The sequence below is a fragment of the Oculatella sp. FACHB-28 genome (genome assembly GCF_014696015.1).
In the GTDB taxonomy this organism is placed as follows: Bacteria; Cyanobacteriota; Cyanobacteriia; order Elainellales; family Elainellaceae; genus JAAUTN01.
In genome coordinates, this window is sequence record NZ_JACJPJ010000045.1 from 62,665 (window position 1) to 78,192 (window position 15,528).

Consider the following 15,528-nt stretch of genomic DNA (forward strand, 5'->3'; position numbering starts at 1 on the left):
GCTGTAGAAGATTGAAGGGAAGTAACTTTAGCTTCTAGAAAAGCTTCCGCCGTTCTTACGGCCCACGTTCCCTCCTCCGCCTTCACGGGGTTTAGCCTTGTTGACTCTGATCTCTCGACCTAGCCATTCGGCACCGTCAAGCTCAGAGATTGCCAAGTCCTCTTTGGATTCGTCCTCCATCTCCACAAAGGCAAAACCTCTTTTTCTGCCTGTTTCGCGGTCTGTAGGGAGGCTGATCCGGCTAACCTTACCGTATTCAGCAAATACTTCACGTAAGTCTTCTTCGGTAGCCTGAAAAGACAGGTTGCCAATGTAAATAGTCACGATCCTCTCCAAACCAAGTGATGTAAAGGTGCCATTCAGAGCGATTTAGGGTAGTGCGTTTAATTCGGACATACCCCAGTTCTGCTATTGAACTTGTTTCGCTGTGATCATAGCTGATCTCTCAGTCAATGACAGCAGCATGTCATAAAATCCTACCTATCTTTTTTAGGAAAGATTGATAAGAAGTATATCCAAAAACAAGCTTCTGTAAAGATGCGATGAACACCTTTCTACAGAAGCTGGGCTTGTATATTTCTGCACAGGTTTGCCAAAATACTGTCTAATCCGGGTTTGACCCAGTTTAGGAAGCGACTTACTTGGTTTACTGCCTGACTTGGCTCATATAGTCACCCCAAATTTGAGCTGCTTGAGCGCTACTGCCAGAAGTCGGTGTGTTGTCATCGTTTCCTAACCAAACCCCTGTAACTAGTTCTTGTCTGGGAATGTAGCCGATAAACCAGAGGTCTACGTTGTCATTCGTTGTCCCTGTTTTTCCAGCCTCACCTCGGCCTACGGCTGCTCCGCGTCCCGTGCCACTCTGGATCACACCCTGGAGCAAATCGGTCATTGTATCTGCGACTTGAGGGTTTATGACAGGTAAGTTAGATTCAGCATCCTGGGCGTAGTCGTAGATCACTCGGCAGGTGCTTAAGTCCTCAGGGTTGCCACAATCACTGCTATCGAGGATACGACCAATCGTGTGGGGACGATTTCTTTGTCCCTGGTTGGCAAAAACGGCAAACGCGCCAGTCATTTCTAGCAGGGTCGCTTCACTTTGCCCTAAAACCAACCCAGGGACTGGATTAAGTTCAGAGTCAACTCCCATTCGCCGAGCGACAGACACTACGTTATCTAGCCCAACTTCTTGAGCAATTCGGAGCGCAACCGCGTTTTCAGACAGAGCTAAACCTGTGTACATATCCATGCTACCTGCACCCGAACGGCAACCTGCGAAGGTTTGACCACCCCAATCTAGAGGAGCACAGGAGTAGGACTGTCCAGGTGAAATTCCGCGCTCTAAAGCAGCGGCGTAGGCAAATACCTTAAAAGTTGATCCGGGCTGTCGCAGAGCCTGACTTGCGCGATTAAACTGGCTTTCCTGGTAGTTGGTACCACCGACCAGGGCAAGTACCTCTCCGGTGCTGGAGTTGAGCGTGACGATCGCCCCTTGAGAAAAGCCATAGTTTAATCCATCGTTTCCCACTGCACCCTGAAGGCTAGTTTCCGCCTGAGCTTGAATTTGGGGATCAAGACTGCTTTCAACGATGAAGTTTCCTTCTTGAGCCAACTCTGCGCCTAAAAGCGTCTCCAATTCGTTAAAAACTTGACCATAAAAGTAGGGCGCGATTGTGCTTTCCAGTTCTTCGATCGCCTCTGGATTAATCTCGATGCGCGATCGCCTGGCCCGCTGAGCTTCTTCCTGGCTGACCATGCCTTGAGCTGCCATGCGAGTGAGGATGCGATCGCGCAGTTCCACAGCGGCTTGATAGTCCTGAACCGGGTTAAAGCTGTTGGGTGCTGGCAAAATTCCTACCAGTGTGGCGGCTTCAGACAGCGTCAGGTCAGCGGCAGATTTTCCAAAATAAAACTGAGCCGCATCCTCAAATCCATAGTTACCGTTACCTAAATAAACCCGGTTTAAGTAGGTCAGCATGAGGAAATCTTTGCTATGGAAAGTTTCCAGCTTTAGCGCAACGATCGCCTCACGAATTTTGCGACCTGCCGAGTCTTCCCGCCCGACATATTCCTGGAAGATGCTGCGAGCAAGCTGCTGAGTAACGGTGCTGGCACCTTCGCGAATTTCACCGCTAGAAACGTTCGTCACCAAAGCACGCAGGATGCCGATTGGGTCAACGCCCAGATGCCAGTTAAACCGAGAATCTTCAGAGGCAATGACGGCATCTGGCAGATAGGGCGAAAAGTTGGATAGTTGCTCTAGCTCCAGGTGTGCCTCATTCCGAATCGGCTGTAGAGGGGTTTGACCGTCGCGGGCTAGAACAACGACCGGACCTTGAACCGATTCGGGCAGGGGGCGAACGGAGAAACGTTGCCATTCCACCCCAATCCACATCGCGACAAGAGCAGTTGCTCCGGTTAGTCCATATAGCCCATACTGCGCTGTTTTGATGTACCAGGGAGGCGGATAAACGTATTGAACGCGCACAGAAGCCGCTAACTCTGGCGGCCCCAACGTAAAAACGTCGCCATGGCGCAGGGTCGTCTCGGTGACTCTGCGTTTGCCGCGATAGATACCATTAGTGGAGTTTTCGTCCTTAATCTTGAAAGCGGCGTTGCCCTGTTTGCTGTCACGCGTAAGGGAGAGGTGAATCTGGCTGATCACCGGATTTCGCACCACAATGTCGCAAGATTTAGAGCTGCGTCCCAGCAGGTAGCGATCGCCCAGCAGTGGATAAACCTCAGCTTTGTCTGCGTCTGCCTCCTGCACCCACAGTTCTGGTACCTTTGCGTCTGGCTTCAGCGCAAGTTTAGAAAAATCGACCCTTGCCTGAACAGTTTGCACAGCCTGAGTGATAGCACCCAGCAAAGTTTTTGGTGAATTGGGTGGTTTTTGAGGCGACTGAGGAGGAGTCATGCGACGTTAGGGCAAAAGTTATACAGAAGATAAAAACAGCTAAATCTGCGAGGGTTTCGGACTGCACTTCCAACCATTCTACTTGTTGTATCAGGGTGGGCAAATCCAAACTGCTCGGTGACGCGTATATCTTTCTAGATTGGCAAGGGTAAGTTGGCACTTCACCCTGAGGGAAGCAGCTTTGCGGCTGTTCCTCTGGTTTTTGCGTTCGTAGTCTAGCTTGTCGTGAAGCCTGTCGAGCCTAAATCAATTATTTGCTTACCTGCTGAGTCTAGAGGAGAACTGGATCTATTATGACGAAAGAGAATTTTTTGCTGATTGGACCTACTTCCCACCGCAGTATTTCTCGACGGGGTGTGCTATTTGGGGGAGCGCTCGCCGGAGTATCAGGCGCATTGGGGCTATCGGCTATTACGGCCCGCCCTGCTCAAGCTGGACGCCGCCGCGATAGGGAAGTTTTGAACGGCGCACTCTATTATGAGCACCAGGCAATTTGGGCCTATGGCTTTGCCGCAGGTGCTTTAAGTGACACTGAAGTCGGTCAGGCAGTTTTGGCACTGGCGCTGAAAAACCAGGCTGACCACATGGTTCACCGAGATACTCTAACATCAGTGATTACCAGCCTGGGTGGAACTCCCGTGATGGCTGAGGAAAGCTATGACCTGTCTTCTTACCTGGAAGCCGGAGAAGGTGCTTTGGACTCGGATGTGAATATTGCCAAGTTGGCGCTAGCGCTGGAAGTAGATGCGGCGATCGCCTATGCCAACGAAGTCGCTAAACTCGGTGCTCCTGAATTGGTGACGGCAGGTGCCAGCATTGGCTCTATCGAAACAGCACATGCCACTGCAATTCGTGCTGCCTTTGTTTCCTTGGGCGTTGACATCCCCTACGTTCCTGCTCCGTTTGTCAGTGCAAACACTCGTGAAGCCTGGATTCTAAAGGTCTAACGTTAAGTTGCACCTAACCTCCCGCGTAACTGGATTTCTACAGGAACAACGCTTCAATTTTTCTCTCCAAGATCAGGAGGCATACAGCAATGTATGTCTCTTTTTTTAACGCTAATTCTTTTCAAGTCCGGGTATTTTGAGCGCGCCCTGCGTACACGGAGCACTCAAAATACTCAGCTTTATACAAAAAAGCGTGAATGGCGATGCGACTTCGCCACGCCACCATTCACGCTTCAAAAAATGATTCATGCAGGAAGCCTGAAGGTAAGGTCATGAGATTTACTGAAAAATTGGGAAACCTTAGATGAAGAAATAAGTCTATCTCCGGGATAGCCACTAGGATCTAAACGTCAGAAAATCTGTTTGAACGAGATTGCTTAGATATGGATTCTTCTCAGCCGACTTCCGCCGCTCAAACTCGCCAAACCCGACAGCAGTTTGTCAACCCCGAAGATTACCTGTCTTACGAGTTGGGTAAAGCCGTTCGCCAATTGCCGCCTCTCTACACGCGGCTGCTAGCCGGAAGTATCAGCATTTTAGTCGTAGGGGCGATCGCCTGGGCGCATTACAGCAGAGTAGATGAGGTAGCGGTTGCTCAAGGAGAACTGATCCCCTCTACTCAGGTACGTCCGGTGCGATCGCTCGAAGGTGGCGTAATCCGTGAGATCAAAGTGCAGGAAGGCGATGAAGTCAAACAGGGAGACATCCTGGTTGAGCAAGACCCCACCCTGTCTCAAGCAGAAGTCGATCGCCTGCAATCAGCCGCAGAGCTAGTTCGTCAAGATCTGGCTCGATTGGAAGCTGAGCGGACAGGTGAAACATCGACTGGCAATGCCGTGCAGGATCAGCTATTGGCGGCTCGGCTAGGAGACTTTGATACGCGTCGGGGAGCGGCGATCGCCGATGCAAATCGTCAAGCAGCGGCAGTGAATGAAGCCCGAACCCAACTGGCTCGACTGCAAGAAAATTTGATTAACGCTAGAGAAACGCTGGAAAATGCTCGTGAACGAGAAGCCAGTCTGCGTGGTTTGGTGGAGGGAGCCATTCCCCGATTTGACTATCTGGAAGCTAAAGATCGGCTGACCGAAGCCCAGGACCGAGTTGCCTCACTAGGGCAAGAAATCGCGGGTCAAGAGCAAGCCATCCAACAGGCACAGCAGGCTTATCAAGCGGCACAGCAGACTGCTGAAAGCCTGGAATCACAGCGGCGCAGTGAAATTTTGACTCAACTTACCCAACGCCAGGAAGAGTTGTCAAACATTGAAGGGCAGTTGAATGAAGCGACCATCAAAACCGATGGACAAACTATTCGTGCGCCTATTTCTGGCAGAATTTACAACATCGAAACGACACTGGCAGAACGCACCATTGAACCGGGTGAAGAAATACTGTCCATCTTGCCCGCAGGCGAAGACCTGATGCTAGAGGTCAAGGTGCTGAACCGGGACATCGGTTTTATTGAGGAAGGAATGCGGGCAAAGATCAAAGTCGCAACCTTCCCATTTCAGGAGTTTGGCACGATTGAGGGCGAAGTCATGCAGGTTAGCCCCAACGCCACACTCGACGAAGACTTGGGTTTGGTTTTTACAACACGAGTCAAGTTAAACCGCACTTCTGTGGCTGTGCAGGGTAAGCCCGTTGAGTTGGTTCCCGGCATGGCTGCCACCGCAGAAATCGTGACTCGCCAAAAATCAGTCCTGACATTCCTGATTGAGCCTGTGACTCGTCGCTTTGACGAAGCCTTTTCAACTCGTTGATGGGGTCTTGATGCGATCACCGACATCCTTAAGCAGCGCAAGACCTAACCGATTAAGCAATCTGCAAGTGCCTGTCGGTTTGAGAATAATTTTCCTGACGCTGCTTCGGCTATTTCCGACGCGATCGATTGGCGTATTTTAGTTTTCCTAAAGCTTACTGGGAAATAAACCCAGTCAACAGCAAGGGCAATAGCAACAGCCCCACCACAATCGCTGTTAACGTAACAGCGTCCACTTTAATGATGTTTTTGTCTTCGTTCTGATTTGAATTGCTCATATTAATATCTCCATAAACTAGATTTAACCAACAGCTTAACGAGAAATTTTATGTAGGGGCGATTCGCGAATCGCCCCTACAGGTAGGCAGGTTAAACTCCTAGCGCTGCGGCTGAGGTGAAGTGCCTCCGGGTTCTGGCAGGCGGGGACGAGGCTCATAGGGCATGGGAATGTATTGCACACTGGGGCGACCGCCGCGTGGCTGAGGATACAGATCCATCAGTTGATAAATTGAGGTGGGCATATCGGTATTGATCGGCAAACCCATTTCTTTGGCTTCTTCGACCGTGATCGGATAGTCGTGAGTGACACGCCCCGTGGTAATTGCTTCAATGATCGAATCTATTTTTTCAGGCGAAATTTTCCTTTTAGGCACTTCATCTTCTAGCAAGGTGCGGACAAAACGCTGTACCTGAGCGATCGCCTTTTGAGCAATATCCGCCATAATCAGCGTCTGGTCATCCACCTCACCGATCGGCTTGTCTTGCCTGACCCGCAAAATGCTGGCGGCTGGAAAGTTACCTAACTGGGGATCAACCGGCCCCAGCACCGCATTTTCATCCATCACAATTTCGTCAGCCGCCAGTGCCAGCATCGTGCCGCCACTCATAGCATAGTGCGGCACAAACACCGTCACTTTAGAAGGGTGACGAATCAGCGCTCTAGCAATCTGCTCAGTTGCCAGCACCAAACCTCCGGGCGTATGCAGAATTAGATCGATCGGAGTTCCGGGCGGAGTCAGGCGAATTGCCCGCAAAATTTGTTCTGAATCTTCAATGCTGATAAAGCGCGAAAGCGGAATTCCCAACAGGTTAATAGATTCCTGTCGGTGAATCAGCAAAATAACGCGACCACCTCGTTGCCGTTCAAATTCTTTCAGTGCCTGCATACGTCGCAGCTCGACGGTTTGCCGCTGCCACGCAGGTTGAACAGAGGCGATCAGTAGCAAAATCCAGAAAGTGTCGGAAAAGTTAAAATTCATGGGAGCAGTGATGAAGTGAGAGGCTATTCTTCGTAACTGTGATTCGTTGCAACTATGGGTAGTAACATCTGCCTCATTGTTTCATTGCAACCGTTTTTGCTGATCTACCTTTAGAAGAATAGACCGCCGCAGAATAGGCAACACTCACTTCAAGCCTCAACGTTTATGATGCAAAGAAGTTCCGTTCAATCTGTTGGATGATTTCTGCTGTGTGGTCAAGAATTTCCTGGCGAAAGATGCTGGTGGTGCTGCTATCGGTGGTGGCGATCGCCCTCAGTTCATGCAGTCTCAACTCGTTCAAAACCGAAGCAGCCCAGGTTCCACGAATTGTAGTCAGCAGCCTCAGCGACCCCAAAACCTTTAACCCAATTATTAACACCGAGTCCAGCGACGTTCTGGCTTACATCTACGAAGGGCTACTCTCCCAAAACGGGCTAACAGGTGAGCTAGAACCGGGAATCGCAGAAAAGTGGGACATTTCAGACGACCAGCAAAGCATTATTTTCACCTTGCAGGAAGATTTGAAATGGTCTGACGGCGAGCCTTTGACGGTAGATGATGTCGTCTTTACCTACAACAGCATTGTCTTCAACGAAAAGGTCCCCAGCAGTGTTCAAGACATCTTTCGGATTGGCGAGACAGGAGCTTTTCCAAGCGTTAGGAAACTAGATGAGCGTCGGGTTGAGTTTCGCTCTCCTGAACCCTTTGCGCCCCTGCTACGGTTTGCGGGGTTGGGCGAAATCTTGCCTCAACACGCCTTGCAGAACTCCATAGAACAGACGGATTCAGAGGGCAATCCTTTCTTTCTTTCAGCTTTGGGAACAGATACCCCTCCAGCTGAAATTGTGGGCAGTGGTCCTTACTACATTGCGAACTATGCGCCAACTCAACGGATTGTGCTAGAGCGAAATCCTTATTACTGGCGTAAAGATGCCCAAGGCAACCCGCAGCCCTACATTGAGCGCGTTGTGCTTGAAATCGTCGAATCAACGGACACTTCTCTAATGCAGTTTCGTTCGGGGGGATTAGACGTTGAAGCCATTCCGCCGGAATACTTTGCGCTGACCAAACGAGAAGAAAGAAGGGGTAATTTCACTATTTATGAGGGTGGCCCAGCGCTCAGTACCACCTTTTTGACATTCAACCTGAACAAGGGCAGCCGAAATGGAACACCTTTGATTGATCCGGTTAAGTCACGCTGGTTTAACTCACTGGAGTTTCGGAGGGCGATCGCCTATGCAATCGATCGCCCCACCATGATCAACAACATTTACCAGGGGTTGGGTGTTCCTCAAAACTCCCCCATTTACATCCAGAATCCCTACTACTTGCCGCCAGAGCAGGGTTTACCCACCTACGAATACGATCCAGCTAAAGCAAAAGAGTTACTCGAAAGTGCTGGATTTAAGTACAACAGCGCAGGGCAACTGTTGGATGCAGACGGTAATCGAGTGCGCTTTAACCTGATTACCAATGCTGGAAACAAAGTGCGCGAAGCGCTGGGATCGCAACTTAAGCGAGATTTGCCCCAAATTGGCATCCAGGTTGACTTTCAGCCGATTTCGTTCAACACCCTGGTGGATAAGCTCGATAACAGCCTTGATTGGGAGGCACTAATATTAGGCATTGGTGGAGCCGGGATTGAGCCAGATGGCGGCAGAAATACCTGGTCAGTCGATGGCAGACTACACGTCTTCAACCAGGCACCCGCACAAGGGCAAACTCCTATCGAAGGGCGTGAAGTCACAGATTGGGAATTAGAGATTAGTCGGCTTTATGTTCAGGGTGGTCAAGAACTGGATGACGAAAAACGCAAAGTCATTTATGGACAAACCCAGCGCTTGGCACAGGAATATTTGCCGTTTATCTATTTAGTCAATCCGCTGTCTTTGATGGCTGTGCGCGATCGCATTGAAGGCGTAAAGTATTCTGCATTAGGCGGTCCGATCTGGAATCTCTACGAACTTCAAGTCACTGAAAATTAAGTTTTCTAGCTCAATGTTTTTTTCTGTATTCTCAAAAATTTCTCTACGTCAAGCAAGCCTGGTGCTGCTGTCAGTGGTAGCGATCGCCCTCAACTCATGCAGCCTCGATCGCTTCAAAGCTGAAGCCACTCAGGTTCCTCAAATGGTTGCCTCCGTTGGCACTGATCCCTCTACCTTTAACTATGCGCTCAACCAAGCAGCTCCTAATGTATTTGGCTACATCTATGAGGGCTTGATTACCAGTGATGGCATGACTGGGGAAATTATTCCGGCTCAAGCAGAATCATGGGAAGTCTCAGACGATAACCTGAGAATTACGTTTACCCTGCGCGAAGGGCTGAAGTGGTCAGATGGGGAACCGCTGACAGTAGATGATGTAGTTTTTACCTTCAACGACGTTTACCTGAACGAAGAAATCCCGGCTCCCACGCGAGACGTACTGCGAATTGGCGAAAGCGGGGCGTTACCGACTGTGAGAAAGGTGGGCGATCGCCAAATCGAATTTGTCTCCCCCGAACCCTTTGCTCCCCTCCTGCTCTACGGTGGCGGCGCACCTATCTTGCCAGCCCACAAACTGCGTGAAGCCGTTGAAACAAAAAATTCAGCCGGGGAACCGTTATTTCTCTCCACTTGGGGCACTGGTACCGACCCTGGAGAAATCGTCGGCAACGGACCCTATGTCATGGTCAGCTATTCCCCCGCAGAGCGGGTCGTCATGCGCCGTAACCCCTACTACTGGCAGCAGGATGAGCAAGGCAATCCTAAGCCTTATGTTGAACGGTTTGTCTGGCAGATTATTGAGAACACCGACACAGCCCTGCTCGAATTTCGCTCCGGTGGCTCCGATCTAATTGAAATCTCAGCCTCCACCTTTCAACTGCTGAAGAAAGAAGAAAACAGAGGAAACTTCAGTATTTATCAAGGCGGTCCAGACACCAGTGCGCTCTATTTCTGCTTCAACTTGAATCAAGCCAGCCGTAATGGACAACCAATCGTTGACCCAATCAAATCGCGCTGGTTCAACACCTTGGAATTTCGTCAGGCAGTCGCTCATGCGATCGATCGCCCCACGATGATCAACAACATCTTTTTGGGATTAGGTGAAGCTCAAAATTCCCCAATTCCAGTGCAGAGCGTCTACTATCTTTCTCCACAGGAAGGCTTAAAAACCTACGACTACAATCTAGAGCAAGCAAAAGAGTTACTGACCAGTGCAGGATTTCAGTACAACAGTGCAGGTCAATTGCTGGATGCAGAGGGCAATCGAGTTCAATTCACCCTTCTAACCAATTCTGGCGGCAGACGAATTGCAACCATCGGTGCTCAAATCAAGCAAGACCTGGCTCAAATTGGGATGCAGGTCGATTTTCAGCCAATTGATTTCAACACTCTGATTAACCGACTAGGCAATACCTTTGAGTGGGACGCTTACTTGGGAGGTATCACTGCAAGCACTGAACCTCACGGCTGGTCAGCAGTTTGGGCTTTAGACGGCAGCTTGCATACCTTCAACCAGGCACCTACCGCAGGGCAGCCTCCCGTTGAAGGGCAACAGTTTGCCGATTGGGAACGCGAAATCGCTAACCTTTATGTCAAAGGGTCACAGGTTTTGGATGAAGCTGGACGCAGGGAAATCTACGCTCAGGCTCAGCAATTAATGCAGGAACACCTGCCATTTATCTATTTGGTTAACGCCTTGGACATGGCTGCTGTTCGCAATACAGTCCAGGGCATAGAGTATTCTTCTCTAGGCGGACCTTTATGGAATCTGCCTGACCTCCGAGTTGCTGAGAATTAGCTGGGCTAGGATTGGGGTAGCCCGCGTCCATTGACTATCCAGAGTTTGTTGATGTCTGAGTGTCCTCGTTGTCATCAGCCCGTTGAAGTGCAGGCGATCGCCTGCCCCCACTGCCGCTTGCCGCTCAAAGCCTTCGGGCATCCCGGTATCCCCCTACATCGTGCAGACGGGGGAGACTATCTCTGTCCAACCTGTCTTTATCATGCCGATGACACCTGCAACTTTCCCCAGCGTCCCTATGCTAAGGACTGCACACTCTACGTTGACCAGTCCCAGCAGATTCGGCAGGTCACACCCTACAAGCCAAAATGGACTTCTCTAGCAAGAAGCTGGTTTAGTCGCAACGCAGTTTGGTTCGTTGTAGGAACGATTCTATTAATTAGTATCTTGATTGCTCTGTCTTGATACTTTCTGAGTCGATTCCCAGGGAGGATTTGGAAGGTCCAATCTGTCTTTTAAGAACATCTGTTATCCAAAAATAGTAAAGGAGCTTAGCATTCGGGCAAGAGTTTTCGGGCTATTTCATAGTCCGTCTACTGAATGCTAAGCCCCTACGGGGATATTTTCTGCTTATACCATTTCTATGTGCAGCCTTAAAGAAGGTTGGTATTGCAGGGGTTACTGCTACTTGATTGCAGCAACAACCTCTCCTTCCAACTTCGCTTTTGCGTCTTGAAACTCTTTGCCTAAAGACTTCAGTTCGTCATCCTCCATGCATTCTCGGACGGCTTCAAAGATTTCACTTTCCTCTTCTTCGACGTGATGCTGAACTGCTTTTTTAAGCTGCTCAATCTTCGTCTTGAACTGGTCATCACTGGGGCTCATTGTCTTAATTTCTTCTAGAAGAACTTCTGCTTCTTCATGTTCTTCTTCTGCCTCTTCAATGAATTCAGCAGTTTCATCATATTCCCGCATAGCTGGATAAAAAACCAGCTCTTCAGCTTTAGCGTGCAGATTCAATTCCTTGTAGATTTGAGTCAAACATTCGTAGGTTTTCTTGGAGCTTTTGCTTTTTTCCAGTTCTTCAAATAGCTCTTCAACCTTACGGTGATCAGCTTCAATTAATGTCAAAATGTCTTTTGCCTTAGCCATGATGTTCTCCTATCCCAAAAAGTTATGAAAACTGTTTCATTTTTTTTAATCAGGTTTTGAGCCCGACTTCCTCAGATCATGGCACGGGAAATTTTTAGACTCATCACTCTTCTGACTGAGTCAAGAATCTACTAGATTTTAGAGAAACAATTCAGACTTTGGAGGTAGAAAAGATTGATCTGACTGAATTTGGAAATTAAGCAAAATAACTTAGTGAAAGACAGATTAAGGAAGTGCTTGAATACTTGGATAGTAGAAAGTATTCATTAAAAAAGCGTGGCATTTAGGCGAAAACTCTTGGACTATTCCAGAGTTTATCTGCCAAATGCCATGCCCCTATACATACCTATAGCTGAATGCTTTTCCCTTAGCGGTTTGCCCTCAACTTTGCTTTTTGAATGGAGTTTTCTTTTTTGCTTTAGCTTTTTCTTTTTCGTAGTCTAACTCCCGCAGCTTCTTCATAATGCGGTTGAAATATTCCTGCATATAAGCTTCTAGAGTAGTGATCTCTTTGGGCTCAATTCCAAATACTTCGTAAGTGCGATCCATTGAAGCCTGTAGTGGCTTACCAGTGGCGATAACTTCGGTGAAGGCGAGGCGATCGGACAAGTTCCAACCCCATTGGAAAAATCGAGCAATTCGGCGGACAGCCCGCAGCAAGCCGATGGGCATTCGAGACACTTTTGCTTCTTGCCCAGATAGCCGTTCACAGAGGCGAATGATTTCGTAAGCTCCCCACGCACGTGAACCTACAACCGGAAAAGATTGGTTTGCGGTTTCGGGAACTTTGAGCGATTGCACCGCAAACTTGGCGATGTCTTGGGTATCCATGTAGGCGATCGGGGAGGTGTCGCCCATCACCCAAACAGACTGGCGTTCCAAGATGGGGATGGCATATTGACCGATTAAGCCCTGTAAAAATCCGCAGGGGCGCAGAATGGTGTAGTTCAATCCTGATTCAGCCAGGAAGGCTTCAGTACAGGACTTGATCTGCATCAACGGCACATCGGGATATTTTTCTGCATCCAGAATTGAGAAAAAGATGAATCGTTCGACGTTAGCTGCTTTTGCTGCCTGAATCAGGGATACTTTGCCTTCCCAGTCAACCTGACTGATGCTAAGTGAATCAGTCGGACGGGTAGTTGCAGCATCGATGACAGCTGTTACACCCTTGAGTGCAGCAGTAATACTTTCAGGATCACGCAAGTCTCCCTTCACCAGTTCAGCGCCCCATTCCTTCAGGAAGGCCGCTTTCTTAAAACCTCGAACGAGACAGCGCACTTCGTATCCCTCATCGAGGGCGCGACGGGTCACTTGTCTTCCCAAGGTGCCAGTCGCACCTACGATCAATAAGGTCATGAGAGATTCAATAAGAAGATCATTAACTTTTTATAAGATTATCAGAAACTACTCATTTATTCCGCATTCATTTGCCTGGGGTGATGAATTGGCAATCACCAGATTAGAAGCATAGCTCTTTGTCTCAGTAGACAGCGATGATTCAACTCTCAGGGCGATCGCCCTCCTTATAAAGCTGATAGGGTAGGTATAGAGTAGGGACTGTCTTCCGACAGTTGCCCTTGTTCTTCCTTTTGTACTCCCTATGGCTATCTCGGATTCTTCTACGGCTAAAACACCGAAGGCAAAGTTATCTCAGGCAGACCGCGATCTCAACTGCACGGTTCAGCATCCAGTTGATTTGAGCAATGTTCGCAATCTGCATCGAGATATTCTCAGTGTTGAAAAGTCTCAGCGGATGGCGGAGTTTTTTAGCTTGCTGGGAGACGCAAACCGTCTTCGGATTTTGTCTGCTCTGGCAATTCAAGAGCTATGCGTATGCGATCTAGCGGCGATCGTCAAGATGAGCGAGTCAGCCGTTTCCCATCAACTGCGGGCGTTGCGGGCGTTGCGGCTGGTCAGCTATCGCAAGCAAGGGCGAAATGTTTTTTATTACCTGAAAGATAGCCACGTTCTGAATCTCTACCACGAAGTGGCTGAACATCTGGATGAGCCAGAAGAATAGCTTCAATTTTAGAAATAAGTACCTTAGATCTTCTTAGATCTGAAGTTAAGTTGCCTATGAGATCAGATGCTGTTTTAGAGAATTTTGGTGAACAAAACGTCTGTGGGGGCAGGTTTAGCAATAATGCCGTCAGCCAAGGGCAAAGATAGCAAAACCTGCCCCTACCAGAGGATAAAGTTCTTTTCTACAAGATCTCCTTATTCTTCGCCGCCTTGAATTCTCAGCAGCAGGAACCCCATTCCTAGTCCTACCAGAATTAGGGTAGAAGCCAATATTGCAGCATTAAAGATTTCGCCGTTCACTCAAGTTCTCCTGTGTGCAGATGAATCGGATTTTCAAACCTATCTGAAGTATTCTAAAGCAGTTTGTAGCCATGTTTCTCACACCTACAATTCCAGTTTCCAGTACAGCGGCTCCGCGTCCTCGATTGGCGATCGCCCTGGGCGATCCGGCAGGCATTGGGGCTGAAGTTGTATTAAGAGCGCTTGCCGATCCAGCAACAACAGGCTGTGATGTGACTGTGGTCGGCAGTCGCAAACTATTACAAAATGCTTACGAAACTTTACAAAAGTCCCTGATTTCTCAGGGGCAATCAGGTAACGATTTAGCAGATCCGCAAAACTTAACCATCTTGGACGTGCCACTAGCTGAGGCGATCGAGCCGCAAATTGTATTGGGAACGGGTAATGCAGCGAGTGGTGCGGCCGGGTTTAGCTTCTTGGAAACGGCGATCGCCCGCACACTAGCAGGAGACTTTCAGGGCATTGTTACTGCCCCGATCGCCAAATCTGCCTGGAAGGCAGCTGGACACCATTACCCAGGGCAAACCGAACTGTTAGCCGAACGGGCAGGAGTTGAGCGATTTGGAATGCTGTTTGTGGCGCGATCGCCCCATACGGGTTGGCTGCTGCGAACGCTGCTAGCAACGACCCACATTCCACTGCGACAGGTGCCCGATGCCCTCTCGCCTCAACTGATGACCGCAAAGTTAGACCTGCTGCTGCTGTGTCTGCGGCAAGACTTTGGCATTGTTGAACCGCGAATCGCGATCGCTGGGCTCAACCCTCACAGTGGCGAACAGGGGCAATTGGGGCACGAAGAGCAGAACTGGTTAATTCCCTGGATCAAAGAAATGGGCGATCGCTATCCTCATATCCAGATGGAAGGACCCGTTCCACCTGACACCCTCTGGACGCGTCCTGGTCAAGCCTGGTTCGGGACTACTCAATCGTCAGCGCATGATGCATACCTGGCGCTTTACCACGATCAGGGGCTAATACCGGTCAAGTTAATGGCGTTTGACCGAGCCGTCAACACCACCATTGGGCTACCGTTTGTCCGCACTTCTCCTGATCATGGCACGGCCTTTGATATTGCTGGACGAGGTGTTGCAGATGCGACCAGCATGAAAGCAGCTTTGCAACTGGCAGCAGAGTTAGTACAGCAACGCACCACTTTGTATTAAAGTCGAGCGGTTAAGTTTAAAGAATAGTATCAGTTCTAGCAAAAGCAAGCTTTGAGGATCTAGAGTTAACGAGTTTTCTGGGGCATAGGCTGAGTCAGTCGGACATACGACTTAGGGAAGAAATAGCAATCACGCAATTAAATCAGCTAAACCCTCTAATCCAGCTCTATAAACTATTAGGGGCTTTTCGTTAGATTACAGGAGAAGGGGAAAATGTCAGGACTTGATGACTTTCGTAATTTTTATTAATATAATCAGATAGGGTTTAGCTTGAAGATAAAAAAGA

The 15,528-nt window shown here is 49.1% G+C and carries 15 protein-coding genes; 8 read left to right on the forward strand and 7 right to left on the reverse strand.

Annotation, left to right across the window (positions count from 1 at the left end):
• Positions 1-27: 27 nt before the first annotated feature.
• Both H6F88_RS07435 and H6F88_RS07440 read right to left on the reverse strand, forming a co-directional pair.
• Positions 28-324 (reverse strand): RNA-binding protein, encoded by a 297-nt coding sequence (locus tag H6F88_RS07435; protein ID WP_190642109.1) that lies wholly within the window; start codon positions 322-324, stop codon positions 28-30.
• Between the two features lie 322 nt (positions 325-646).
• Positions 647-2,917: a transglycosylase domain-containing protein gene (locus H6F88_RS07440; protein WP_190642110.1), complete on the reverse strand. Its 2,271-nt coding sequence runs from the start codon at positions 2,915-2,917 to the stop codon at positions 647-649.
• Between the two features lie 293 nt (positions 2,918-3,210).
• Between H6F88_RS07440 and H6F88_RS07445 the strand changes: the two genes are divergently transcribed.
• The 3 genes from H6F88_RS07445 (at position 3,211) to H6F88_RS07455 (ending at position 5,763) form a co-directional block, all read left to right on the forward strand.
• Complete coding sequence (locus H6F88_RS07445; RefSeq protein ID WP_190642111.1) at positions 3,211-3,864, forward strand: DUF4439 domain-containing protein; 654 nt, start codon at positions 3,211-3,213, stop codon at positions 3,862-3,864.
• A 383-nt stretch (positions 3,865-4,247) separates the two neighbouring features.
• Positions 4,248-5,621 (forward strand): HlyD family type I secretion periplasmic adaptor subunit, encoded by a 1,374-nt coding sequence (locus H6F88_RS07450; protein ID WP_190642112.1) that lies wholly within the window; start codon positions 4,248-4,250, stop codon positions 5,619-5,621.
• Positions 5,596-5,763: a hypothetical protein gene (locus H6F88_RS07455; RefSeq protein WP_190642113.1), complete on the forward strand. Its 168-nt coding sequence runs from the start codon at positions 5,596-5,598 to the stop codon at positions 5,761-5,763. The genes H6F88_RS07450 and H6F88_RS07455 overlap by 26 nt, the downstream gene beginning before the upstream one ends.
• Positions 5,764-5,775: 12 nt before the next feature.
• Here the strand turns inward: H6F88_RS07455 and H6F88_RS33885 are convergent, their stop codons facing one another.
• A complete protein-coding gene (locus H6F88_RS33885) occupies positions 5,776-5,898 on the reverse strand; it encodes a hypothetical protein (protein ID WP_277882148.1) in 123 nt (40 codons plus the stop codon).
• A 99-nt stretch (positions 5,899-5,997) separates the two neighbouring features.
• Complete coding sequence (locus tag H6F88_RS07460; protein WP_190642114.1) at positions 5,998-6,879, reverse strand: hypothetical protein; 882 nt, start codon at positions 6,877-6,879, stop codon at positions 5,998-6,000.
• A gap of 197 nt (positions 6,880-7,076) precedes the next feature.
• Between H6F88_RS07460 and H6F88_RS07465 the strand changes: the two genes are divergently transcribed.
• The 3 genes from H6F88_RS07465 to H6F88_RS07475 are packed head-to-tail and all read left to right on the forward strand — an operon-like array spanning position 7,077 to position 11,067.
• Positions 7,077-8,864 carry an ABC transporter substrate-binding protein gene (locus H6F88_RS07465; protein WP_190642115.1) on the forward strand — a complete coding sequence of 596 codons (1,788 nt, stop codon included), beginning with the start codon at positions 7,077-7,079 and terminating at the stop codon, positions 8,862-8,864.
• 13 nt (positions 8,865-8,877) lie between these two features.
• Positions 8,878-10,662 carry an ABC transporter substrate-binding protein gene (locus H6F88_RS07470; RefSeq protein WP_190642116.1) on the forward strand — a complete coding sequence of 595 codons (1,785 nt, stop codon included), beginning with the start codon at positions 8,878-8,880 and terminating at the stop codon, positions 10,660-10,662.
• A 51-nt stretch (positions 10,663-10,713) separates the two neighbouring features.
• Entirely contained in the window at positions 10,714-11,067 is a 354-nt protein-coding gene (locus H6F88_RS07475; protein WP_190642117.1) for a zinc ribbon domain-containing protein, read from the forward strand.
• A gap of 219 nt (positions 11,068-11,286) precedes the next feature.
• On the opposite strand, the gene H6F88_RS07480 is transcribed toward H6F88_RS07475, so the two are convergent.
• Complete coding sequence (locus H6F88_RS07480) at positions 11,287-11,754, reverse strand: hemerythrin domain-containing protein (protein WP_190642118.1); 468 nt, start codon at positions 11,752-11,754, stop codon at positions 11,287-11,289.
• A 381-nt stretch (positions 11,755-12,135) separates the two neighbouring features.
• Positions 12,136-13,113, reverse strand: a complete 978-nt coding sequence (locus H6F88_RS07485) for an SDR family oxidoreductase (RefSeq protein ID WP_190642119.1) — start codon at positions 13,111-13,113, stop codon at positions 12,136-12,138.
• Positions 13,114-13,357: 244 nt separating this feature from the next.
• Between H6F88_RS07485 and H6F88_RS07490 the strand changes: the two genes are divergently transcribed.
• Positions 13,358-13,777, forward strand: a complete 420-nt coding sequence (locus H6F88_RS07490; RefSeq protein ID WP_190642120.1) for a metalloregulator ArsR/SmtB family transcription factor — start codon at positions 13,358-13,360, stop codon at positions 13,775-13,777.
• Between the two features lie 197 nt (positions 13,778-13,974).
• On the opposite strand, the gene H6F88_RS07495 is transcribed toward H6F88_RS07490, so the two are convergent.
• Positions 13,975-14,079, reverse strand: a complete 105-nt coding sequence (locus tag H6F88_RS07495) for a PetM family cytochrome b6-f complex subunit 7 (protein ID WP_190642121.1) — start codon at positions 14,077-14,079, stop codon at positions 13,975-13,977.
• Between the two features lie 71 nt (positions 14,080-14,150).
• Here H6F88_RS07495 and pdxA point away from each other — a divergent pair, with 71 nt between their 5' ends.
• Entirely contained in the window at positions 14,151-15,242 is a 1,092-nt protein-coding gene (gene pdxA / locus H6F88_RS07500; RefSeq protein ID WP_190642122.1) for a 4-hydroxythreonine-4-phosphate dehydrogenase PdxA, read from the forward strand.
• Positions 15,243-15,528 lie beyond the last annotated feature (286 nt).